Source organism: Synechococcus sp. PCC 7335, from assembly GCF_000155595.1.
In the GTDB taxonomy this organism is placed as follows: domain Bacteria; phylum Cyanobacteriota; class Cyanobacteriia; order Phormidesmidales; family Phormidesmidaceae; genus Phormidesmis.
The window spans coordinates 32,415-52,830 of the sequence record NZ_DS989905.1 but is presented as its reverse complement, the minus strand read 5'-3'; the positions used below and the strand labels follow the sequence as shown (position 1 = coordinate 52,830).

Annotated in this window: 25 protein-coding genes and 1 pseudogene; 10 read left to right on the top strand and 16 right to left on the bottom strand. The window is 49.3% G+C overall.

Annotated elements, in window-relative coordinates:
- Positions 1 to 39: 39 nt before the first annotated feature.
- From S7335_RS20040 to S7335_RS19990, 11 genes are all read right to left on the bottom strand, one after another.
- Positions 40 to 351, bottom strand: a complete 312-nt coding sequence (locus S7335_RS20040; protein WP_006458097.1) for a hypothetical protein — start codon at positions 349 to 351, stop codon at positions 40 to 42.
- A 152-nt stretch (positions 352 to 503) separates the two neighbouring features.
- Complete coding sequence (locus S7335_RS20035) at positions 504 to 1,151, bottom strand: class I SAM-dependent methyltransferase (RefSeq protein ID WP_006457946.1); 648 nt, start codon at positions 1,149 to 1,151, stop codon at positions 504 to 506.
- The gene (locus tag S7335_RS20030; RefSeq protein ID WP_006458041.1) at positions 1,148 to 1,534 is read right to left on the bottom strand and encodes a RidA family protein; all 387 of its coding nucleotides are present in this window, start codon (positions 1,532 to 1,534) and stop codon (positions 1,148 to 1,150) included. The genes S7335_RS20035 and S7335_RS20030 overlap by 4 nt, the downstream gene beginning before the upstream one ends.
- A gap of 40 nt (positions 1,535 to 1,574) precedes the next feature.
- Entirely contained in the window at positions 1,575 to 2,762 is a 1,188-nt protein-coding gene (locus tag S7335_RS20025) for an acyl-CoA dehydrogenase family protein (RefSeq protein WP_006458286.1), read from the bottom strand.
- 77 nt (positions 2,763 to 2,839) lie between these two features.
- Positions 2,840 to 3,958, bottom strand: a complete 1,119-nt coding sequence (locus S7335_RS20020; protein WP_006458386.1) for a class I SAM-dependent methyltransferase — start codon at positions 3,956 to 3,958, stop codon at positions 2,840 to 2,842.
- A 146-nt stretch (positions 3,959 to 4,104) separates the two neighbouring features.
- A complete protein-coding gene (locus tag S7335_RS20015; RefSeq protein ID WP_006457737.1) occupies positions 4,105 to 4,380 on the bottom strand; it encodes a nickel-binding protein in 276 nt (91 codons plus the stop codon).
- A gap of 30 nt (positions 4,381 to 4,410) precedes the next feature.
- Positions 4,411 to 7,515, bottom strand: a complete 3,105-nt coding sequence (locus tag S7335_RS20010) for an AAA family ATPase (RefSeq protein WP_006458284.1) — start codon at positions 7,513 to 7,515, stop codon at positions 4,411 to 4,413.
- Between the two features lie 148 nt (positions 7,516 to 7,663).
- Positions 7,664 to 7,927 (bottom strand): hypothetical protein, encoded by a 264-nt coding sequence (locus S7335_RS20005; protein WP_006458290.1) that lies wholly within the window; start codon positions 7,925 to 7,927, stop codon positions 7,664 to 7,666.
- Entirely contained in the window at positions 7,927 to 8,637 is a 711-nt protein-coding gene (locus S7335_RS20000; RefSeq protein ID WP_006458111.1) for an IS6 family transposase, read from the bottom strand. The genes S7335_RS20005 and S7335_RS20000 overlap by 1 nt, the downstream gene beginning before the upstream one ends.
- A gap of 42 nt (positions 8,638 to 8,679) precedes the next feature.
- Complete coding sequence (locus S7335_RS19995) at positions 8,680 to 9,039, bottom strand: SDR family NAD(P)-dependent oxidoreductase (protein WP_006458201.1); 360 nt, start codon at positions 9,037 to 9,039, stop codon at positions 8,680 to 8,682.
- A 120-nt stretch (positions 9,040 to 9,159) separates the two neighbouring features.
- Positions 9,160 to 9,738: a recombinase family protein gene (locus tag S7335_RS19990; RefSeq protein WP_006457864.1), complete on the bottom strand. Its 579-nt coding sequence runs from the start codon at positions 9,736 to 9,738 to the stop codon at positions 9,160 to 9,162.
- A gap of 216 nt (positions 9,739 to 9,954) precedes the next feature.
- On the opposite strand from S7335_RS19990, the gene S7335_RS19985 reads away from it, so the two are divergent.
- Both S7335_RS19985 and S7335_RS19980 read left to right on the top strand, forming a co-directional pair.
- A complete protein-coding gene (locus S7335_RS19985) occupies positions 9,955 to 10,224 on the top strand; it encodes a UPF0175 family protein (protein ID WP_198011470.1) in 270 nt (89 codons plus the stop codon).
- Positions 10,221 to 10,709 carry a DUF3368 domain-containing protein gene (locus S7335_RS19980; RefSeq protein WP_038019273.1) on the top strand — a complete coding sequence of 163 codons (489 nt, stop codon included), beginning with the start codon at positions 10,221 to 10,223 and terminating at the stop codon, positions 10,707 to 10,709. The genes S7335_RS19985 and S7335_RS19980 overlap by 4 nt, the downstream gene beginning before the upstream one ends.
- A gap of 85 nt (positions 10,710 to 10,794) precedes the next feature.
- Here the strand turns inward: S7335_RS19980 and S7335_RS19975 are convergent, their stop codons facing one another.
- Both S7335_RS19975 and S7335_RS19970 read right to left on the bottom strand, forming a co-directional pair.
- Positions 10,795 to 11,241 carry a nucleotidyltransferase domain-containing protein gene (locus S7335_RS19975; RefSeq protein WP_006458079.1) on the bottom strand — a complete coding sequence of 149 codons (447 nt, stop codon included), beginning with the start codon at positions 11,239 to 11,241 and terminating at the stop codon, positions 10,795 to 10,797.
- A gap of 638 nt (positions 11,242 to 11,879) precedes the next feature.
- The gene (locus S7335_RS19970) at positions 11,880 to 13,028 is read right to left on the bottom strand and encodes an aldo/keto reductase (RefSeq protein WP_006457907.1); all 1,149 of its coding nucleotides are present in this window, start codon (positions 13,026 to 13,028) and stop codon (positions 11,880 to 11,882) included.
- A 505-nt stretch (positions 13,029 to 13,533) separates the two neighbouring features.
- Here S7335_RS19970 and S7335_RS19965 point away from each other — a divergent pair.
- A pseudogene (locus S7335_RS19965) lies at positions 13,534 to 14,001 on the top strand (IS6 family transposase); the annotation flags it as partial.
- 34 nt (positions 14,002 to 14,035) lie between these two features.
- Here the strand turns inward: S7335_RS19965 and S7335_RS19960 are convergent.
- Complete coding sequence (locus S7335_RS19960) at positions 14,036 to 14,281, bottom strand: IS1 family transposase (protein WP_006458098.1); 246 nt, start codon at positions 14,279 to 14,281, stop codon at positions 14,036 to 14,038.
- A gap of 513 nt (positions 14,282 to 14,794) precedes the next feature.
- Entirely contained in the window at positions 14,795 to 15,232 is a 438-nt protein-coding gene (locus tag S7335_RS19955; RefSeq protein WP_006458032.1) for a TetR/AcrR family transcriptional regulator, read from the bottom strand.
- A gap of 153 nt (positions 15,233 to 15,385) precedes the next feature.
- Here S7335_RS19955 and S7335_RS19950 point away from each other — a divergent pair, with 153 nt between their 5' ends.
- Both S7335_RS19950 and S7335_RS19945 read left to right on the top strand, forming a co-directional pair.
- A complete protein-coding gene (locus S7335_RS19950; protein WP_157620585.1) occupies positions 15,386 to 15,817 on the top strand; it encodes a hypothetical protein in 432 nt (143 codons plus the stop codon).
- 44 nt (positions 15,818 to 15,861) lie between these two features.
- Positions 15,862 to 16,338, top strand: a complete 477-nt coding sequence (locus S7335_RS19945) for a cupin domain-containing protein (protein WP_006458000.1) — start codon at positions 15,862 to 15,864, stop codon at positions 16,336 to 16,338.
- Between the two features lie 31 nt (positions 16,339 to 16,369).
- Here the strand turns inward: S7335_RS19945 and S7335_RS19940 are convergent, their stop codons facing one another.
- Complete coding sequence (locus S7335_RS19940) at positions 16,370 to 16,768, bottom strand: hypothetical protein (RefSeq protein ID WP_006457875.1); 399 nt, start codon at positions 16,766 to 16,768, stop codon at positions 16,370 to 16,372.
- A 125-nt stretch (positions 16,769 to 16,893) separates the two neighbouring features.
- Between S7335_RS19940 and S7335_RS28955 the strand changes: the two genes are divergently transcribed.
- From S7335_RS28955 to S7335_RS19925, 5 genes are all read left to right on the top strand, one after another.
- Positions 16,894 to 17,187: a response regulator gene (locus S7335_RS28955; RefSeq protein WP_006457782.1), complete on the top strand. Its 294-nt coding sequence runs from the start codon at positions 16,894 to 16,896 to the stop codon at positions 17,185 to 17,187.
- Between the two features lie 63 nt (positions 17,188 to 17,250).
- Complete coding sequence (locus S7335_RS28950; RefSeq protein ID WP_006458186.1) at positions 17,251 to 17,571, top strand: winged helix-turn-helix domain-containing protein; 321 nt, start codon at positions 17,251 to 17,253, stop codon at positions 17,569 to 17,571.
- A 41-nt stretch (positions 17,572 to 17,612) separates the two neighbouring features.
- Positions 17,613 to 18,323: a histidine kinase dimerization/phospho-acceptor domain-containing protein gene (locus tag S7335_RS28945; RefSeq protein WP_006458252.1), complete on the top strand. Its 711-nt coding sequence runs from the start codon at positions 17,613 to 17,615 to the stop codon at positions 18,321 to 18,323.
- Positions 18,324 to 18,388: 65 nt separating this feature from the next.
- A complete protein-coding gene (locus S7335_RS28940) occupies positions 18,389 to 18,916 on the top strand; it encodes a cell wall metabolism sensor histidine kinase WalK (protein ID WP_006458380.1) in 528 nt (175 codons plus the stop codon).
- A gap of 252 nt (positions 18,917 to 19,168) precedes the next feature.
- The gene (locus S7335_RS19925; RefSeq protein ID WP_006458245.1) at positions 19,169 to 20,362 is read left to right on the top strand and encodes an L-dopachrome tautomerase-related protein; all 1,194 of its coding nucleotides are present in this window, start codon (positions 19,169 to 19,171) and stop codon (positions 20,360 to 20,362) included.
- Positions 20,363 to 20,416 lie beyond the last annotated feature (54 nt).

Sequence of the window (20,416 nt, the reverse complement as noted above, 5' to 3'; positions counted from 1 at the left end):
AGAATCAAAGCTAGGTAACTGTATCTCACAATTGTCTCCTTATTCGGCAGCTCTGAGAGTAAGCTGACTGCCTTCGAGCACAATGCGTTCTGTCAAAACGCCTTCAGCAGCTGAGTGATTGGCTACGGCTCGCGTCCTAGCTGGATCGATCCAGTCGGGGAACGTTGGGTCAAGAGCATGAGTCGCCTGCTGATTTCCGTTTGATGTATTTAACTGTAAGCCGTTTAGCTGTAGACCTTCTAACCCAACTGGCTTTTGCGGGCGATCGCCCGGTGGAGAAGTCTGAGCGGTCATCACGAGAATGCCCAGACCAAGACCTATTCCCAAAAGTTGTTTTCCATGCGAAATCATAGTGATATTCTCCAATTTTTTATTTCAATTAAATCTACGTTGAGTCGTTCGAAACCTTGAAAGATGCTTGATGATGGGCTATTCACTTCAGGATAAAAGGGAATCGAGAAGATATCGAGAAAGTACAAGCCAATTCACCGACTGACGATTTGTCACCTTTTCATTCGCGCATATAAAAACACTTCAGAATCGTCAGTACTTCCATCTGTGGTCAGGTTCTTGCGGGTGATATGTACAACGTCGAGGCCAAATTTAGAAAAATTATCCCGCAAAAAACCAACTGTGTGGTGATGCATAAACACAGCATCTCCTGACGACGATGTTTTCTGTTCTGAGTAGTACTGATAGCCCTCAATAGCGCTCAAATAAGCTATTCCTCCAGGCTTTAAGGCATCGCTCACATCTTTAACGAGTTTCAAACATTCCGATGGGTTCATATAGGGAACACAAAATCCACAAATCACAACGTCATACTTTCGTTGGAAGCTGTGTGGAAGGCTATCCAGATTTTGGCAATCTAGAACCTCAAAAACTCCGCCAGGAACGTTTTTTCTCGCCAGATCAACCATGTTTGGCGCGAGATCGAATCCAAATACATCTAAGCTGAACCCTTGTTTGATTAAGTAGCTTGAGGCATGCGCTGGCCCACAGGCAATTTCAAGAACAGACAACAAACGGTCTGTTGAGAGCAAACTACCTAACTTATCGTATGTTTCAGTATAGGGTCGAAAATTCTTATACTTCTGGTCATACTCAATCGCGAACTTGTCAAATGTTTCTACTGAGAGCTGATTACTCATGGGTCGCTAACCACGATTGCATCAATTTCCACAAGCTGAGACTCATATCCAAGCAGCGTCACCCCCAGCAACGTAGCAGGTGGCACGTCATGATTAAACCAATCTGTGATAGCCTGCCACGCGCCGATAAGATTTTCCCTTTCTCCAACAACATAAATCGTCAGCTGTCGAATATCGTGCTTGTAGAATCCATAATGTGCGATTAAAGTGCCTAGATTATTGAGGCATTGGGTCGCCTGAACCCGTGGGCTATCAACGCCGACTACATTGGCATTGGCGTCGTGGGGCACCTGACCCGCAACGAACAGCTGCGAACCTACTTGCTGAGCATATCGGTAGTTCGCCGTTTGAGCTAAGCCGGCAATTATTTCACCTTTGTTCATTTTGAATACCTCATTCTGTTGTTGAATCTAAGAAGTGTCTCTATGCATACGGTGTAGGGACAGGTGCTTTTCCGTTTAGTACCCAGTCACCGATCTCTTGTAGTTTGTAGTCCAAAGGATCATGCAGGCTAAGCGTGCGTAAGTCTCGCCAGTAGCGATCGAAATCATAGCAGGCAGCAGCGGAGCGTGCCCCCATCATCTCGAAAATTCGATTGGTGATAGCCAAGCCAGCGTCAGTTGCCAGGCTTTTGGCAGCGGCTGCGGCGATCGCAACCTTTCCTCGTTCTTCATGCGTGAGCGCATTGCCTTTGTCCCACGCCCACTGAGCCTGCGCTGTCGCCTGTCCTGCCAGGGCCTTAGCCCCCTGAAGCTGCGTCCATAGCTTGCCATAGTGCCGCAGTAAATGCGGATCTTCAACGGCTTTGTCTACACCAGAGGTGAGCCAGGGACGCGACTGAGCGCGGGTGTAGTCCATTGCAGACTCAAGGGCTCCTTCGGCAATTCCAAGAAAAATGTGAGAGAGCAGAAGCAGACCGAACATTCCTAGTAGTGTCGCTGCTGCACCCTCGGGGTCCGCAGGTGGCCCTAAGATTTCGGTCGCCTTAACCGCTACATGGTCGAAAGTGAAGCTGCCGCTGGCGGTGCGTCGCTGGCCCATAACATTCCAGTCGTGATTGTAGGTAAGACCCGTGCGATCGCGTGGCAATACAAACAGTACAGGAAGCGGATTACCACTCTCTATTGCCGTACAGATAATCCGGTCGGCTACAGCCGCCCCGGTGCAAAAAGATTTGACACCGTTTACCCGGTAATGGTCGCCATCGGACACAATGCTCAGGCGGGCATCGCGAATGTTAATGGCATTTGCCCAAAAGAGATGGTGCTGAGCCGTTTCTCTATAAAAAGCCTCTGCCTGTTCAGGAGTGCCGGATAGTTGTGGCGTAGCACTCAGCAACACGTGGTAGCCGTAGAGCTGGGCGGTTGCGCTGTCGCCTTTTGCCAGCTCCTTGATAGTGTCCATGGCATCTATCCAGCTTGAACCCAGACCACCATATAATTCAGGGACAATGAGGGGGAGTAATCCAGCTTCTCGCAACAGGTTTACTTCGTAGTCGGGAACTCCCGCCTTGCGATCGCGTTCTATTGCCGTTTCCTTAAGCTTTTTAGCAACAGCTTTGGCTGCCAAACGCCAGTCCAGCACAGTGTGTTTCTGTACAGTAGAAATCATGGTTTTATCTCCAATTAAGTTATTGAGCGTGAACAGGTCAGGCTACCTTCAGTAGCACGCCTTAGTTTGCAAACTGTCTATTTACGAGCCAGATAATAGTTGTTCTGAAAGTCGTGTTCTAGCTGTTTCACTTCAATGCGAGTAAACCCAGCCGCCTCAATCATCTCCAGGGCTAATTCCTCTCCCCACATAGTTCCTAAGCCAGGGCCACCCGCTGCCAAAGAAACAGCCGTACAGTGGTGACAAGAAATGAAATAGAGCAAGGGCGCAACGGGATGGTCTAGATTGTTCTCTAGATGGCTAGAAGCTCGAATATCTTGCATAAGGTAGACCCCTTCGGGGCGCAGTGCCCGATGGATATTTTGCAGAACAGTCTCTGGCTGGGCCTGATCGTGAATGGCATCAAAAGCAAAGATCAGGTCATACTGGCTGTCTTCAGAAATCTGCGCGGCGTCCTGTAGCTCAAAGGTAATATTCTCTAGGTTCAACCGTTGGGATTCTGCCTTTGCCCAGGCGATCGCCCCAGGAGAGAAGTCGTATCCCACAAAGCGACTGTTCGGAAACATGCCTGCCAGCTTTTGGATTGCCCGGCCCTGTCCACAGCCAATATCCGCGACGGATATCCCACTAGCTAGCGTTTCGATCAACCCTGGCACCATTGGTAAAATGTGTGTGTCTAGCCCCGCAATCACGGTTTGAGCGCTGTCTTCTGCCATCACTTCATGGAAGCGAGTATAGGCAGAATAAGGAACGCCGCCACCATGATAAAAACAATCAATGATGGCATCTTCAACAGCGCCCATCAGAGGAACAAACTGCATAGTTGCGGCTAAATTGTTTGGACTGGCCTTGCGGGTCAAAAAGGCTGCATGTTCAGCTGGAAGGGAGTAGCTGCGGCTAACACTGTCATAGTCAACAATGCGGCCTGTCACTAGGGCAGCGAGCCACTCGCGAACATAGCGTTCGTTAAGCCCTGCAGCTTCAGCAATTTGTAGGCTAGTGCTGGCGCTGAGTGTGGCCATCGTATCTAGCAGGCCCGTGCGATGGCCAATGGAGAGCATACTTGCTAAAGCGCCACTGTTGAGCATTCCTAGCAGGCGATCGCCAAAGGCCTCGGCTTTCTTTTCATCCAAGGCTGGCGTGTTGGTCTGACCTTCTAAAACTAAATCGGGTTGAGTTAGGGTATCTGTTGCCATCATGACCTCTAAAAGGGAGAAATGAACTTGTCATGATTCAACAATAGAAAAGCAGGCGCTCCCTAGACGTTCCCTGAACGTTCCTTGGGCGTTCTTTAGACATTCTGTGGAACATCTATTGCGTTGTTAGCGATTGTCCATCAAAGCTAAAGAGCGTTGATAGGCGCTGATAGCGTCTCTATCAAATTTGCTGACCAGATTTGGTCATAGGGAACTTTTCCCTTTTGGTAGGCAGCGCGAACGGTGTCGGCATCGGCGGCTTCTAATTCGCAAATGCTGCGCGTGCGATCACGCGACAAATACGTTCGCTTCCAAACAATATTTCGCTCTGTCATACAAGGGGCAGAACGCTCTACTAGCTCATCCCATAAAGCTTGGTCAATTGGAGGATTGTAAGTAGTTTCGACAACAATAAGGGCCATAGCAAAAACACTTCCAAGCATAAAACTCAGCTAAGACGGCATGGTTTTAGATCGTACTGGATTGAGAAACTGTAATTGATTCAAAGCCTCAGTCAATACTATTTGAACACGAACACTGAAGCTTCTGGCATTCAGCGCTTTTAGCCTTTTTTGCTGCTGCATCGCTTCATAATTCTCTTTAGCTTTATGCTCTGTTGCTAAGTTGCTAAGCAAGCATAGGGCTTGTGCGATCGCAATATCTCCAGGATGTTCAATCCTTTCAGCAGCCTGATGGGTAGTGGTCGCATACTTCATAGCCGCAATCGCATCTCCCTGTGCCAAAGCAAGCTCGCAGGCATGGCTGGCCACAAAAACAATCTTTCGCTGGGCATCTAGCTCATCTAGCCGATGCAAAGCTTCGTTTAGCGCTGGCGGCGGCTTGCTCGCCTCTTGAGCATAGCCTTGCAGGATAATAAGTGCCTGAGCAAAGGCTGCATCGCTACCCCGTGGCAATTGAGGGGATAACGCTAGCAATGCCTGAGCATAGTCCAGGTCGGGCTGATGACTGTCCCAAGCCGTCATCGCCAAAAAGGAAAGATTACAACCGGTTGCCCAATGATCTTGTTGATTTTGAGCGAGCTGAAGAGCCTGATGAAAATGGGCGATCGCGAGGTCATACCGGCCGCGATAGCGATGGATACAGCCCAGCCCCTGGTCAACATCGCAGAGAGATAATCCCAAACGATTGGCGAGCGACTGAGCCTCTAGCAATAGAGCCTCTGCCCGTTCCATCTCTTGTTCAATGGCGGCCAGACAGCTACCGTTGATTGCCAAGGTTTTAGCCTGTAATTGAGGCGTCGGTGGAATCACATCTAAAGATTTTAGGCACTGTCGGTGAACGTCACTCAAGTTGCCTTGTTCGTAGTGCAAAAGGGCGATCGCCTGATGGACGAATAGTTCGGCTTCGGGAAGGGCCAGGCCGTTCATTTCACCGAGCAATTGATTCAACTGCTGTTTCACACTCGTAGCTTCTGATTTGGAAATGCCCGCTAAAATGCGCGTTTCCCAGAATTTGGCTGAGTAGAGAAGGCGATCGCGCGTCTGTAATGATTGGGCGTGCTGTAGCCCTAAGAAGACGAGTTGAATCGCTTCCTCATAAGCGAACAATCGCACGCTGCGAGTGGCTGCTGCTAAGCAAGACTGCGCCGCTAAGGAGTGATTTCCCGCTATGCCAGCATGATAAGCCACCTGAGCTGCTAGGTCATCTTCGACCATCTGAGCTTCTAAGGTTTTGGCCAGCTGCCCATGAACAATACGGCGTCGGGGCGCAGAGAGTTGTTCATAAGCAACTTTCCTAATCAGATCATGAACAAAGTCATAGCTACTTTGTTCATGGGCAGCTGAGGACTGAATCGGGCGAACAATTTTCTGTTGTTCAAGCTGTTCAATTGCCTTTAAAAATTGCATGGGCGGATAGCTAGCTGCCAAGGCTAAAATCTCTGGATTGAACCGTCGTCCGAGCGCCGCCGCCCAGGGCAATAAGTCTCTAGCAGCACCGTCTAACCGTTGCAGGCGATCGTCAATTAAGCCTGACAAATTATGGGCCTTTTGGGTGCTAGCTCTCGCAGATTCCAGCGCAAATAGTGGGTTGCCACCGCTGTCGGCATAAAGTTTGTCTGGGTCTAACGGCTTTACCAATTCCATCACGGCCTTCGCAGACAAAGGCGAGACAGTTTCTTCCTGAAGCCGATTCTCTCTTTTTAACGATTTGATCAGGGTAAGTGCGGCTGAATTATCTTGCAATTCTTTCCATCTGGCGGCACAGGCAATTTTTAATGAGCCTTTACCCAGCAGCCGAAATACGTAGTGCAAGAGCGTTGTAGAAGATTCGTCTAACCATTGGATATCATCAAACAACAGTAACAGGGGCTGCTGCGGTGTGGCTAATGTGCGTAACCCCGCAGTGATCTTGTCTAAAAGCTGTGTCCGGTATTGGAGCGGACGGTGTTGGAGGTGATCCTGCTCTGAGGTCTGTAAGGCTGAAGCCGACGCATCGAATTCAGCCAGCAGACTACCTAAGATCTCTTGAGGGCCTGAGCGCAGCAGATCAATCCACACCCCGTAGGCGCGTAGCTGCTCGGCTGCAAAAGCGTGGCCCCAGCAAGATTGCCAACGATGGTGCATCGCGGTTTCAGCCAAGGCTTCTAGTAGTCGGGTTTTCCCGATGCCAGGTTCGCCAATGAGCAATAGTAACGGGGCCGAGTCATCGATTGTGCTGGAGAGCCACTGTTTCAGAGTTTCTAATAGGTCATCTCGACCTACCAGGGTGTGGCTAGGGTCAGACACTGATAGCGGTGGGGGTGTTAGAAGAGGTTGTAAGGAAATATCTTCAGATATTTTTGATACTTTCTCGGTTTCGTCTTCAGTCATTAGCAACCGCTGATAAATTTTGGCAGTTGTTGGGCTCGGATTCACACCCAGTTCGGCCTGTAGCGCTGTCATGCATTGGTGATAGAGCCGTAAGGCAGTAGCGCGATCGCCCGCCTCTCCGTAGAGTTTCATCAGGCTTTGAGTAGCTCCTTCATCCAGTGGCTCGGCTTGTAGCCAACGCTGTCCAACGACAATGGCTCTACCGATTTCTCCCAGTGAATGCAGCAACTGGGTCATTCGGGCCAGGGCCCGAACATAGCTTTGTTTGATTCGCTGCTGCTCAGGGTAAATCCATTCTGCGTCGCAGTCTGGCCAAAGTTCGCCTTTGCATCCAAGGAGGGCTGTTTCTACCCTCCGAGCGGCCATTTCGTCCTCAGCGTTCTCAGCATTTGCCAGCGCGGTTTCAAAGTAAACGATATCTACATCACAGGGGATTTGGGGCTGCCAGCGTAGCATTTTAGGTGTGATTGCAAGTAATTGATCAACTGGCGCATTGACCTGACGTAGATAGTGGAGTTCTTTACGCAGATTTGTGAGCGCTTGGCTAGTCTGGGTCTCTGGCCAAAGGGCTTCGGCGATGCGACGGCGGAGCTGGGGAGCCTGACGATGCAAAATGAGGTAGGCGAGTAATTGCTGCGATCGCCCATGCAGCCCAGTGATACTTTCACCGTGATTAAGCAGGCAAAAGCCGCCAAATAAACAAACTTTTAAAGATGGCTTTTTCACCGTTGACACCTGCCACTTGCTAGCCCTTGCTTGAGCTTAATTCACCCTGCTTAACTCACCCTGTTTGATTCATCATTTTCAAGCATATTGTAAACGGTCGGCGGTAGTGGCTGTACAAATCAATCAGTGTGCCGCCTGTCGCTCTTAATCATTCGGGCTGAGAAAGTTCAATGATGGCGTCAAAGTCAAAGCGTTGGGTTAGCTTGGAGAGTCGTTCTGCAAGCGCGTGATGATTCGCTGGAATCTGTTCCACTAGCTGGTAAATGATTTCTGCATCTACTCGTACAGCCGCTTGATGAAGTTGACTGCGCCAGGCTGCTGGCATCACAGTCAAACTTTCAGCATCAATCTCAATCGGCTCTGTTGCAAAAAGTAATCGAAGAGAGAATTTCTCTATCCATCCGCCCTCCATTATGCCGCCACGCCAAAGATTCCGTTGATGAAACAGAGTTGTCCTATGACATCTCCTTTCTCAGCTCCTTCAATCTGTCCCTTACGAATCATGTTCATGGCTTCATACCCTTTGAGCGTTCGCCTAGCTGTATTGAAGGAGCCAAACCCCAGTCCAGGTTTAACACGGCGTTTTATGAAGCGATGGTCTTGCTCGACTATGTTGTTCAAGTACTTTATCTGCCTAGTTTTCGTCGCTTTAGGCAGAGACTTATCTTTCTTTAAGGCCTTGATGGCAGGTAGATAAGCTGCATTCTTATCGACGGTGAGCACCCTCGGTGCAATCGTATGCGAGGCAGTGAGTACCTTGTTGAAAAAGCGTTTAGCCGCTTTGGCATCCCGTTTGGCACTGAGCATGAAGTCCAACGTATTGCCCTCAGAATCGACCGCTCGATAGAGATACTTCCACTTCCCTCGGACTTTCACGTATGTCTCGTCAGTCCTCCACGAGTCATTGGTCGGCTTCAGATGGCGGCGACAGCGCTTATCTAGTTCTGGGCTATAGGCCTGCACCCAGCGGTAAATCGTCGTATGGTCAACGTTGACGCCCCGTTCGAGCATCATTTCTTCTATGTCCCGGTAGCTGAGGCTATAGCGGAGATACCGACGCACCGTCAGCAAGATGATGCCCGGTTGGAAGTGACGCCATTTGAACGGGTTTGTCGAAGACATAGCAAGGGTGCGAACTGGGCATCTCAGAATACCAATAAAGGGCTACGCAGTTTTTGCAACACAGCCGTTAAACGTGCCCCAAAACTTTTCCATGCCCCGATGTGCGACTTCGGTCGTCATCGACTCGACTGGTGACATCAGTTTCAGCTCATCAGCTACCGCTGTAAAAGATAAGTAGTCAAACTCTCCGATATCAGCAAATGTCTGACTAACAGATTCCTCATCTAACATATTCATTTCGTGTACATATGATGGAGCGTTCAACTCTTTCTGTACCTGGACAAGCTTAGCCTCACTTCTACTCAGTAGATGAACTATAGCGCCTTGCTCAGAACACATTTTAGTGAGCGATCTTCCGATTCCTGAAGAGGCACCGACGATTACTACTTTTTTATCTTTCATGCAGCCTTATGCCCTTGTTTGCAACTTGGCTAAGAGAACCTTCTACAGCCATTTGCATCGTATCAGCGGGCTACTAATTTTTATTATCCACAACCGCGCTGGCGCTACGCCGAAGTCAACTCAGTTGCTATTCCTGCTAGAGTCAAGACGCGACGCAACCTGCCGATAGTAAGTAGAACGACTACAACCCACCTGCTCGCAGATTTCATTGATCGTCAGCTCGCCCGCTTCTGCGAGTGCGATCGCTACCTTCACCTGGCTCTTGTCCAACACCTTCGGACGACCACCATTACGACCACGCGCACGAGCTGCCGCCAAACCTGCCATCGTCCGTTCTCGGATCAAGTTCCGTTCGTACTCAGCCATCGCCCCGATCACAGAGAAAACCATCTTCCCTGACGCAGTAGACGTATCGAAGCCGTCCTGAATACTGGCGAAGTTCGCACCCCGCTCCTTCAAACCCTCAACAATACTCAGCAGATCGCTCAAAGAACGACCCAAACGGTCGAGCTTCCAAATCACCAGCGTATCCTTCTTCCTGATCTGCTCCAGCGCTTTATCTAGTCCAGGGCGCTCAGCCTTTGCGCCACTCACCCCGTGATCGCTAAAAATCTTCTCGCAACCTGCCGCTTTCAAAGCATCTGTTTGCAGCTCTAAATTTTGGTCAGCCGTCGAAACTCTGGCGTATCCTATTTTCAATGGTTCAAAACTCGCAAAGCGCCTCCATTTTCGACACTTTGATTATGACATAGGTTTTGGCACACAAATACAGTCCCAAAAGCCGCTTTTTTGCCGTTTTTCCAGATAGTACCAAAAACGGTGATTACGACACATGTCACGCAGTCCGATTACGGATTCATCTGTACCGATACAGAACAGGCAACTACAGCCCATCCAACTCTACAATGCAGGTAGATGCGTAAGGGCCGCTCCATGCAAATTACTCTGAACCTACCAGATAGCCTTAGCCAGACAGAGGGCTTTAACCAGAACGACTGGCTACGAGAGATTGCCTTTGCCTTGTTTCAACAAGAGCGTGTGTCTCTCAGTCGCGCTAGCAAGATAGCCGGTATCGAACTGATGGACTTTCAGAAGATGCTGGCCGAGCGCGGCATCTGCGTTCACTATGATGTGGAAGACTTTGAGCAAGATGTTCAGCATCTGCGCGAGCGGGGTTGGCTGTGATCGTTGTCAGCGATACCTCTGCGCTCTCTAATCTAGCCCTTGTTAAGCATCTCTGGCTGCTAGAAGTCATCTACCAAACCGTCATCATTCCTGAGGCTGTTGCTAGCGAACTTGCAGCCGCCAGCAACCCTACTATTTCAGCCACTCTCCAACTAGACTGGATTAAGGTTCAAGCCCTTTCTCAATCTCAGCTAGCTAATCAGCTGCAACAGGAACGGGGACTAGATGCTGGAGAAGCTCATGCGATCGCTCTGGCGCTTGAGCTACGAGCTGACGATCTGCTGATTGACGAAAGGCTGGGCAGACAAGAAGCTGCTCGACTTGGACTATCTATCATTGGCATATTGGGTGTTCTACTGGTCGCTAAGCAAAGAAATCTCATTCCTCAAGTTCAGTCTGTTATGGACAGCTTAATCGAAGAAGCTGGGTTTCGTATCAGTCCCCAGCTATATCAACGCGTCTTGACGCTTGCTCAAGAACTTTAGCAGGCGAACAAAGAGAGATACAACACGCAGTTGCGCTTGCGTCCCTTTATCGCAGTTGCGAACTGATTATGCTTCGGACGCCTTTCTATCCATACTGGCTCAGCACAAATCGCACTAACCGAGACAGATGTCCTTCGGCATCATACAAGATACGGCAACCATCGCGAACAACTTGCTGAGTGCCCGTATCTAAGGGCGTGATAGACGCCCAACTTAGTCGCCCGAAACTTAGCTCGACCGTTATACGATGTGGGTTACTAGCGTTTAGTTGTACGTGACGCGACCACACAACACCATAGACCTTATCTTCCCAGCTCTCGATATAGAGATCGCCCCAGTTAATCTTGCTTAGCCAGTCTGTGCTCATTCTGAAGTGTAAAGGCTGTCTAGCTAAAAACATTAGATCGATATCTGACTTAGCAGTTGCCGTGCCACGAGCCTGCGAACCGACTAAGGCTGCTGCTAGAATGGACTCCTGACTAACTGCCCAATAGGTTACCTGTTGAACAATCTGTTCTACTTGACTCTGCATAAGTTTGAATACTGGGTGACTTTGGAAACAACAATTCTTCAGTAGTGAGGCACAAGACTACGAAGTCAACACCAAGCAACAAAGACTCCCTACAAGACAGCATCAACGGCACTTTAGTCTCACTATAATACTTTAACTGCTCGCAATGAGATGAGACTGAGCAGCCCTCTTCAGTCCATCTAGTCCAGAGTCTCAGGTTAAGACACGGCTAAAGTCCTTGCTGCGACTGGACGGTTAGTTGCATCGATAGGCAACTAGTCGAATTATGTACGCAGCGCGTTCTCTGTGTCTTACAAAGGCTCTAGCTGTTTCATGCTGCTAGTTAGCCAACCGATTCAGCCTGTCTCATGCGTCTCATTCGCTCGCTAGACTCTGGTTCGATTAGACAGCTCTACGCTTCCTTCCAACTAGGCACTCGCATACTTGCATCAAGTGAGAACAGAAATCTGTTGCTTTGAAAGAAGAACAAGAAAGAACAACCTCTGGTAAACAGTATTTGTTAATTCCACTCTTGTACTTGGCGGTTGCCTCTTTGTCACATTCGACTTATCTACATCGCACCGCTTTCAGTACCCCCAGTAGTATCTAGCTACCAGTAGTGTCTAGCTATTGAGATCGATAGTTAAGTCGACGATGTCTTAAATCTCGCGAGCCTCTGCCCCGTTCCATTCCATGACAATTGCGGGGGCGCGCTCGCCCTGCACCTCAATTGCATCAAGCGCAGTTGTAAATTCGGATAACTCTGCTGCGTCGAATGTCACGTTCGCCGCAGCGATATTGTCGCGCAGATGCGGCATTTGCGTTGTGCCGGGTATAGGCACAATCGACGGGCCTTGTGCCATGAGCCAAGCCAGTGCGATCTGCCCCGGATTGACACCCTTACGATTAGCCCAGTTGCTTGCAAGCTCTACGAGTGCCATGTTTACCTCGCGATTTTCGGGATCCATTCGGGATGTAAGCGCACGAAAATCACTGGGCGCGAACATTGTCTCCATATCGACCGCTCCCGTAAGGAAGCCATAGCCGAGCGGCGCAAACGGAACGACGCCAATACCTAATTCCTGGCAGATTGGGAGAATGTCGTCTTCCATGCCTCTGTAGAGTATTGAATATTCATTCTGTACGGCAGTGACAGGCAAGGCAGCGTGGGCTCGGCGCAGTGTATTAGGCCCCATCTCCGACAGCCCCCAGTTTAGGACTTTACCCTCCTTCATCAAATCAGAAACCGTTCCTGCGACTTCTTCGATAGGCACATTGGGATCGACGCGATGCTGATAGAGCAGGTCTATCCGATCGGTGCGCAGGCGGCGCAGCGACCCTTCAACAGCTTGCCGGATGCGCGCCGGATCGCTGATCACCCCGCCGCGAAATTCGCCCGTTTCAAGGTCAACATCGAAACCAAACTTCGTCGTGATTTGCGCCTGATCCCGGAACGGTGCCATGGCCTCCCCCAGGATACGCTCGCATTTGTGCGGGCCATACACCTCAGCACAATCGAAAAAGGTGACTCCCTCATCAAAAGCAGTGCGGATCAGTTGGATCATATCGCCGCGATTGGGGACGATGGTGTGGAAGGTGCGGTGCATATTCTGCACACCAAGGCCAATTTCGGAGACTTCCAGACTGCCAAGCATTCGGCGGCCAGGTGCGGGCGCGGACGTGACGGACGCCGTGCCGGATTGCGCAGCAGTGCGGCGAGCTCCAAGAGCCATGGCGGTCGCTGCGGCGGCGCTTCCAGTCAAAAGGCCACGGCGAACGGGATCGAACTTCTTCCTATTTTTAAACATTTATGGCTTCACACATCTTCTAAATTTAGACTATCAGGTTAGGATTCTTCCGTGGTCTGCATTCCACTAAGGTCATCACTTACTGCCAGCATGACCGGAGTCATAAACTCTCTTCGGTGGGAACAGAAGGGCAGAGATTGTTGAGAGACTATTCTCTACTCATTGAATAGAAGTTGATTCCTCCTTTCATTCTCAGCTTGCTACATCGCACCGGTCGTTGATACTTCACAATGCTAGGAAAGCTCAATTAGGCGAGTCTAGGACGATATTGCGCGATCTTGCATAACTTTTATAACTACCCCTGTTAAGGTGACCAATTGTACTAGCGATCGATACACTGAAAGGGAGTACAGCCAAGTATCTGCAAAGGTTATAGCCCGACTGCTTGGCATGAGCTGAAGGGGGCAGGAAAATGATTGACGCTATCTTTGAGCAGTTTGTAGAAGCGAGTCCGGTCAGCGTGATGGTTCAAGCAGTGATGGTTCGGATATTCTCGAATAAGAATCTCGTCATTAAGATTAAAGGCGAGCAGTTCTACTTGTGGGGAGCCGTTGATCAGCATGGTATGGTGCTCGACATTCTGATGCAGCGCCGACGCAACACAGCGGCTGCTTACAGATTCTTCCGCAAGCTACTCAAATCAACCGGCTTTGCCCCCAGAGTCATCATCACCGATAAGCTCAAAAGCTGTGGCGCTGCGAAGAAGGACATCTTGAAGGGTGTAGAGCATAGGCAGCATAAGGGCTTGAACAATCGAGCAGAGAACTCACACAGACCAACTCGCATCAGAGAGCGGCGGATGGGTCGATTCAAATCGGCGAGTCACGCACAGCGTTTTCTGTCAGCCTTTGAACCGATACGCGGTCATTTTCATCCCCATCAACACAAACAAACCGCTTCAGACTATCGAGAAACGATGCGCCAGCGGATGGAAAGTTGGCGATCTCTGACAGGGACCTATGTGATCGCATAGGTCGATTAGATGACACTTGCCGAATAAAACTGTCCTAAAATTGGCTCATCGAGATCAACTTGACAATGCCCTTTGATGGATTGTTCATCGACAGTCGCTCTAGCAAGAGGTCATCAATCAGGGCTTTAGTGGCATCGCTAATGCGCTTTTGCTGAGGGTCTTTAACAAATTGGCGACCACAGTTTTTACATCGATGATTCTGTTTCCCATTATGAATTTTACCGTTCTTGACGACCTGCTTTGAGTGACAAGCAGGACGGGTCGGCTGATGGTCTAACATGAATCAGAGTCGATAGCACCACGTTCAATTCTATCCTTACTGCTTGAGGACTAACTTCTCTTTGTTATTGTTCATCTATTCTTAAATGCTTGCCAGATTTAGTATACAGCCAGATCTTACATCGTTAAAAGTGGATAAGGTAATGCGACTCCGATTAGATTATCGACTACCAACAAACATTTGACGCAGTCAGAGAAGATGTCTCAAACTAGGCTTCTAAAATTAGCTAGTAAAGCTAGATAAAGCTGATACCTTTCTACCGACTATGCTCATCCCGGCGAAGCTCTACTAGATTTCTCAAACCAGGGCGACCTGATAATTTTTTTGCGCAGGATAAAGGAATAGTAAATTAGATACTAAAACGTGTATGTTTCAGTCGGGAGCTAGTAATGTCTGCGTGGTCTTTGCCGCCAGACAGGCATTCTTTTTTAGCCGCTTAGACGAGACGACTAGTGCGCTAGCGGCTAATCCATCGCTAAGGATAACAGCAAATCGGCTATCTCTCTGGCGCGATCACCAGAGTAGCCGTATGACCAGCACTGCTACTAGCGCATTGATACTGGCATCGCGCTGAGTACAGGCAACTTTAATGAGTTCGGGATGCGAGGTTGCACATTCAGAGAGCGTTTTTACCCTCAAGCATCCATTAGGAAACGCGGGATCAGCCAGGATCGAAGCAGTTTGATCAAAGTATTGTTCCAGAGCTTCTTCAGCGGTCCCTGCAGCGTTTAACGCCTGCATCACTCGGGCCTGGAATGCCTTCTCGTAATAACCTAGCGCTGCTGTGTAGAGGTTGCTTTTGTCGCCAAAGGCATTGTAAAGACTGGGCTTAGTGATGCCAGCTTCCTGGCAAATGTCGTCTAGTTTGGCAGCCGTGTAGCCACTCGACCAAAAGTGCCGAAGAGCAACGTTCAGTACTGCTTCAGAATCAAATTTTCTTGGTCGTCCCATGTCTCTGTCTATCGCTGGCCTCCATCATATCTATTATCAACAGTATTATACCGGCGAGTAGAAAAACTTGCGCTTTTCTAAAAGCTTTTCTATACTCGCAAGTATAAAATCCGTAAAGTGAAACTAGGAAATCAAGAAAAAAGGTAGTTGAAGATGATGTCTTCTCATGAGCAGACTGTTCGGAAGCAGGGGTGGGTAGGTCGATTTGCCTGGTATAAGGTGGGGGCGATCACGTATATTCTTTGGGGGCTGTGGCACTTACGGGTGGTTGCTTGTCTGTGGCAGTTTGGCGCAACACTAGCTGAACCGGCTGGGGTGGGCGTTCGCCTTCAGCAAGGTGCGTTTCATATTCTCTTTTTTGCGGTTTGTGCGATCGCGGTTGGTTTCTTGAATTGGCGGAACAGTCGCATCGGTTACTGGATAAATCTCTTTGCGATTACCTGGACAGAGATTGGTCTGTTCTTGTTATTCATCTTGCCGGGTACTTTTCCCTGGCTGCCGACTGGATGGGTTGGCCCTGCGCTGTGGGTCGTTGCAGTTGTGTTTACGACGCTTGGGCTGCTCAGGAATTCCCAGACGCCATAGGTTCTGTTGGGGTGCCGAAGGAAATTATTGAAGGAGAGTTTGAGATGTTTAAAATAATCTCGCTTGTTGTCGCTTTTTTGCTATCGATGATGTTTTGTGTACAGGCGTTTGCGTCAGAGCCGGCTGATCGGCTGATGGGGCCAGCCGCTGTTCAGTGGCGCGAAAATTCAGAAATTGCGGGTGTCAAGAGTGCTGTGGCCGTCGGTGACCCATCTACGGCGGAACTCTATGCCCTGCTCGGCAAAATGGATGAGGGCACTGTTTTTCCGCTGCATCACCATCCTGACGACAGAATCACCACTGTGATTTCGGGCATTATGTACTACGGCGTCGCGGAAGAGGATACCAGCGAGCAGATGAACCTAGAGGCAGCAGTTGCTTATCCTGCTGGCTCAGTTGTGTATACACCAGCTGGGACGCTTCATTACATGTGGGCCAAAGAAGGAGAGCTTGTCGCTCAAGAAACGGGGTTTGGACCGACGGGTATCGACTTTATCGACGCTAGTGAAAATGAAAATTAGGACCTTTTAATGTAAAAATCTCCGACGAAGGCTATAGCTTCTGGTTTTGGACTTTGTATTGAACCAGACTGCGAACTTCTGACAATGACATGCCGAGTTCTTGCGCGATTGCCTGTTCAAGCTCCTCGGGTCTAGTAAGCGCAAACTGAAACCGACGAGATTCTACCCCTGGATCATTAAAAACAACTTCGGCTTTTGAGGTATTAGATTCGTTGCTAATGTTTACCTGAATGACTGCAACTGCCTGTTGAAAGCCGCCTTTGGGTTCAGTATCTGTGATGAAATATCGAGGCGTTTGATAGGTGCGCTCTAGTATCCGCAGTATTATCAGCTGACCAAAAGCCCAAAAGGCAAACCCTAGCACCAACAGAGATAGCCAGGGCCGCAGCTTTCTAAAATTCGATAGCCAAAGACGACGCAATCTTTGCAAGTGGATACTGTCTAACGCTCAATGCATTTAGGGTAGCCGACAATTAGCACTATCACCTTTCTGTTATATTTATTGCCCAAAATAAAGGGTGGTGACTTCTACTGACCCGCATTTGAATATCACCAATGATTATCCTGATTGTTGAAGATGATCCGGCTCAGCTACGGCCACTATGCATTGCCCTTTCCGAGTCGGGACACTTGGTCGATGGGGTCGAGAATGCTCAAGAGGCTCAATGGCTGGTTAGCCATAAGGATTACGATTTGCTGATTTTGGACTGGATGCTACCTGTACTCAGCGGCGTGTCTTTGTGTCAACACTACAGAACGCTTGGCAAAATAGCGCCTGTGATGATGCTACGGCAAAAGATACTACGCCGACAAGGTTGTGGGCTAGATGCCGAGCGGATGATTATCTAGTAAAGCCCGTGGACATTCTGAGTTGCTGGCTCGGGTAAGGGCACTGGGTCGGCGATCTCCCCAGTGGCATGGCGATCGCTCAGCTTTGGTGACCTCTATCTGAATACTTCAACCCTCACTTTAGAGCGTCAAAAATCATGTATTCGTCTTTCCAGTCGCGAATTCCATTTGATGGAGTACCTGATGCGAAGATCGGGCCAGGTCATCACCCGCGATAACATTGAACAAACCTTGTGGATCTGGGGAACCGAGCCAGAAAGCAACGCAGTAACAGCCCTTATTTGGCGACTGCGGCAGAGGCTGAATGAGCTGGGTGCCAAAAGCTGGTTGAAAACCGTTTATGGTACAGGCTATCGTCTCCAGCATCCAGAAGAAGTCCCCTGACAAGATATCGCTGTGCCCATTGTTTGGCTTTCATTTTTGCAATGTTCACTCGTAGCCGCCTTAATCTTGCTTACTGGTTTGCCCTCTCTATGGGGAGTATCTTGATCGCGTTCACAGGCGCAGTCTACTACCTCGAAGCTGAGGATCGGCTGCGAGCCTTTGATGAAAGTCTGCATACAGCTGTGAAACAAGCGGAAGATAGAGCCTACTACCGTCCGGAACAGGGCGATTGGCTTCTCTCTATCGAGCCCGGAACCACACTCATTGGTGAGAATGCTTCTCCCCCACAGAATAAATTGGTTTACATCCGCTGGTACAACATAGATAGGCAATTAATCCAGTTTGCGGGCCGCTCGCCCAACCAACCACAGTTAACAGCTACGACACCCTACTTTCAGACTATTCGTGTCGATAATGTCACAGGCGAGGAGCCTTCAGAGCGTGACTTGACACACCAGACGCTGCGTCAACTAACAGCTCCAATTAAGTACAACAATATTACTGTTGGCTATATCCAAGCTGCTACTCCGTTGGCTCCGCTACGAGCCGATCTTAATCAGGCGCTTGTTGTTTTGACACTTGGCGTGCCGATTACACTCGGCATTATTGGCCTAACGGGGTGGGTCTTAAGCGGCATTGCCATGCAGCCAATCCGTCAGTCTTATGATCGTCTACAGCGTTTTACTGCCGATGCTTCTCATGAATTACGCAATCCTTTAGCGGCGGTTTTAGCAATGCTCAGGTTGCTCTGATTCCTAATGTTCAGGCTAGCTCGCGAGCAAACTGCGTTAGAGAAATTGAAACGGCTGCGAAGGCGATGAGCGAGCTGATTGACAATCTTTTGTTTTTAGCTCGCCATGAGGGGCCAATTGAGGGTGCTGCGCTCAGCCAACGTATGAGCATTCAAGAATTACTGATATCGCTCTGTGAATACGGCAAAGCCCAATCATTTCAAAAAAAACGTCAATTTATTTATGACATTCCATCGGTCAAAACAGTCGTTAAAGCCGATTCGCAGCTTCTGCGCCGCGCCTTTACAAATCTCTTAGACAATGCTTTCAAATACACAAAAAAGCATGGCATCGTTGAACTTTGCTTGCAGGTTCAATCTCACAGTGTTCTTATTCAGGTTAAAGACGATGGGACAGGCATCCCAGAGGTAGACCTGCCTAAAATTTTTGAGCGCTTTTACCGAATTGATGCAGCGCGATCTCGTCACACAGGCGGATTTGGTCTCGGTCTATCCATCACTCAACAAATCATCCATGCCCACAGTGGAGAAATCACCGTCGTGAGTACTGTCGGCAAAGGCAGCACTTTTCAGGTTCGATTGCCTATAAGCTAGCCAGAACGACCCCCGCAAGGATACTCTAGCCTTCTAAAGCAACGTGTTTGACCAGTATAACGGGTTTCTTGTTGGACACTGATACGTCATATCATATTTCTGTGATATTCCTTTGCAATACTACTGAAGTATTCAACAGTTGAAGCAACAAGCAATGGAGAACAAGATTATTCAGCGACACAAACTTGAACAGAAACGAAAAGGGCAACCAAATTTTTGAATATTTGAGAACAAAAGACTTTTATAACACCGATGAGAAATCAAGCATTACTTTTTACACTACTCTTCGTTTTTGGATTTGCTAGTTCTAGCTACTCGCAGACTCCTCAAGATGCTGTTTTAGAGATTCCGGCTAACCCATTAGCTGCGCAAGCAGCGGACGACGAGTCTGTTGATACTCAAGTAGGGCAGGTAGAGATTGTTGCAGAGCTTGACATTATGCCCGGAAATGTCACCGTTTCTCAAGACGGACGAATTTTTGCAACGGTACATGGCAGAGGGCGTGGAGATGCGCAGCTGATCGAAGTTACGGGACGAACGACCTGGGAAGCATTTCCGAACGAGGCCTGGAATGCGCCACCAGGTAGCGGGTCTGATGTGCTGCACACGCCTCATGGAGTCGTGATTGATTCGCGCGATCGCCTTTGGGTCATTGACCATGGCAACTGGCTCCCCGAAGCGCAACGTCCAAAACTGCTATCTTTCGATATCAATACTCGCGAATTGCTCTATCGCTATGACTTCGACGAAACAGAAGCGCCTGGACAGTTCCCGCAAGGGCAGTTCATGCAAGATTTGGCTGTGGACGCAGAGCGCGGCTTTGTTTATATTGCAGATAGTTCTGCACAGCGGCCTGCCATCGTAGCAGTAGATATTAACCAAAACACCGTAAGACGATTTGAAAATCATCCTTCATTTCTGAATGAAGATCGTGTCGTCGTGATGGTAGAAGGAGAGGTTTGGACGGTCACTACGCCAGATGGCAGGAGCTTTCCAGCAGGCTCACCGATGAACCCCATTACGCTCTCAGCAGACGGCGAGACGTTGTTCTTTGGCGCAGTCAGAGGTTTAACTTGGTACAGCCTGCCTACCCAGCTTCTTCGCAACGGCGCATCGGACCAAGAGATTGGAGAAGCGATTGAAGTCGCCGGTTCAAAGCCCGTCACGGATGGCGTCAGCACTGATGCTGAGGGCAATCACTTTTTTACAAACGTCGCAGCTAATGCGGTTGATATGCTCTCCCCGGATGGACGGACTGTACGCTTAGCCCAAGATCCTAGATTTCTTTGGTTAGACAGCGTTCGATTCGGCCCAGATTCCTGGCTATACGCTTCTGTCAATCAGCTTCACCGCGCACCTAACTTCAACAATGGAGAAAGTCAGGTAGAGCTTCCCTTTCTAATTGCTCGAATTTGGACAGGAACAGAAGGCCAGGTTGGAAGGTAGGCTTTGCCCGATAGCAAAGCAGTCTGCTACTCCACAAGATTGTTCGAGTTAGAA

Coding starts and splice junctions, on each gene's coding strand:
- S7335_RS20020 (WP_006458386.1), bottom strand. CDS start 3,958: ATGGCAACAGATACCCTAACTCAACCCGATTTAGTTTTAGAAGGTCAG.
- S7335_RS19995 (WP_006458201.1), bottom strand. CDS start 9,039: ATGAAAGATAAAAAAGTAGTAATCGTCGGTGCCTCTTCAGGAATCGGA.
- S7335_RS28945 (WP_006458252.1), top strand. CDS start 17,613: ATGTTCACTCGTAGCCGCCTTAATCTTGCTTACTGGTTTGCCCTCTCT.
- S7335_RS28940 (WP_006458380.1), top strand. CDS start 18,389: ATGAGCGAGCTGATTGACAATCTTTTGTTTTTAGCTCGCCATGAGGGG.
- S7335_RS19945 (WP_006458000.1), top strand. CDS start 15,862: ATGTTTAAAATAATCTCGCTTGTTGTCGCTTTTTTGCTATCGATGATG.
- S7335_RS20040 (WP_006458097.1), bottom strand. CDS start 351: ATGATTTCGCATGGAAAACAACTTTTGGGAATAGGTCTTGGTCTGGGC.
- S7335_RS28955 (WP_006457782.1), top strand. CDS start 16,894: ATGATTATCCTGATTGTTGAAGATGATCCGGCTCAGCTACGGCCACTA.
- S7335_RS19975 (WP_006458079.1), bottom strand. CDS start 11,241: ATGCAGAGTCAAGTAGAACAGATTGTTCAACAGGTAACCTATTGGGCA.
- S7335_RS19970 (WP_006457907.1), bottom strand. CDS start 13,028: ATGTTTAAAAATAGGAAGAAGTTCGATCCCGTTCGCCGTGGCCTTTTG.
- S7335_RS20005 (WP_006458290.1), bottom strand. CDS start 7,927: ATGGAGGGCGGATGGATAGAGAAATTCTCTCTTCGATTACTTTTTGCA.
- S7335_RS19925 (WP_006458245.1), top strand. CDS start 19,169: ATGAGAAATCAAGCATTACTTTTTACACTACTCTTCGTTTTTGGATTT.
- S7335_RS20000 (WP_006458111.1), bottom strand. CDS start 8,637: ATGTCTTCGACAAACCCGTTCAAATGGCGTCACTTCCAACCGGGCATC.
- S7335_RS19985 (WP_198011470.1), top strand. CDS start 9,955: ATGCGTAAGGGCCGCTCCATGCAAATTACTCTGAACCTACCAGATAGC.
- S7335_RS19960 (WP_006458098.1), bottom strand. CDS start 14,281: ATGTTAGACCATCAGCCGACCCGTCCTGCTTGTCACTCAAAGCAGGTC.
- S7335_RS20015 (WP_006457737.1), bottom strand. CDS start 4,380: ATGGCCCTTATTGTTGTCGAAACTACTTACAATCCTCCAATTGACCAA.
- S7335_RS19955 (WP_006458032.1), bottom strand. CDS start 15,232: ATGGGACGACCAAGAAAATTTGATTCTGAAGCAGTACTGAACGTTGCT.
- S7335_RS19950 (WP_157620585.1), top strand. CDS start 15,386: ATGATGTCTTCTCATGAGCAGACTGTTCGGAAGCAGGGGTGGGTAGGT.
- S7335_RS20025 (WP_006458286.1), bottom strand. CDS start 2,762: ATGATTTCTACTGTACAGAAACACACTGTGCTGGACTGGCGTTTGGCA.
- S7335_RS20035 (WP_006457946.1), bottom strand. CDS start 1,151: ATGAGTAATCAGCTCTCAGTAGAAACATTTGACAAGTTCGCGATTGAG.
- S7335_RS20030 (WP_006458041.1), bottom strand. CDS start 1,534: ATGAACAAAGGTGAAATAATTGCCGGCTTAGCTCAAACGGCGAACTAC.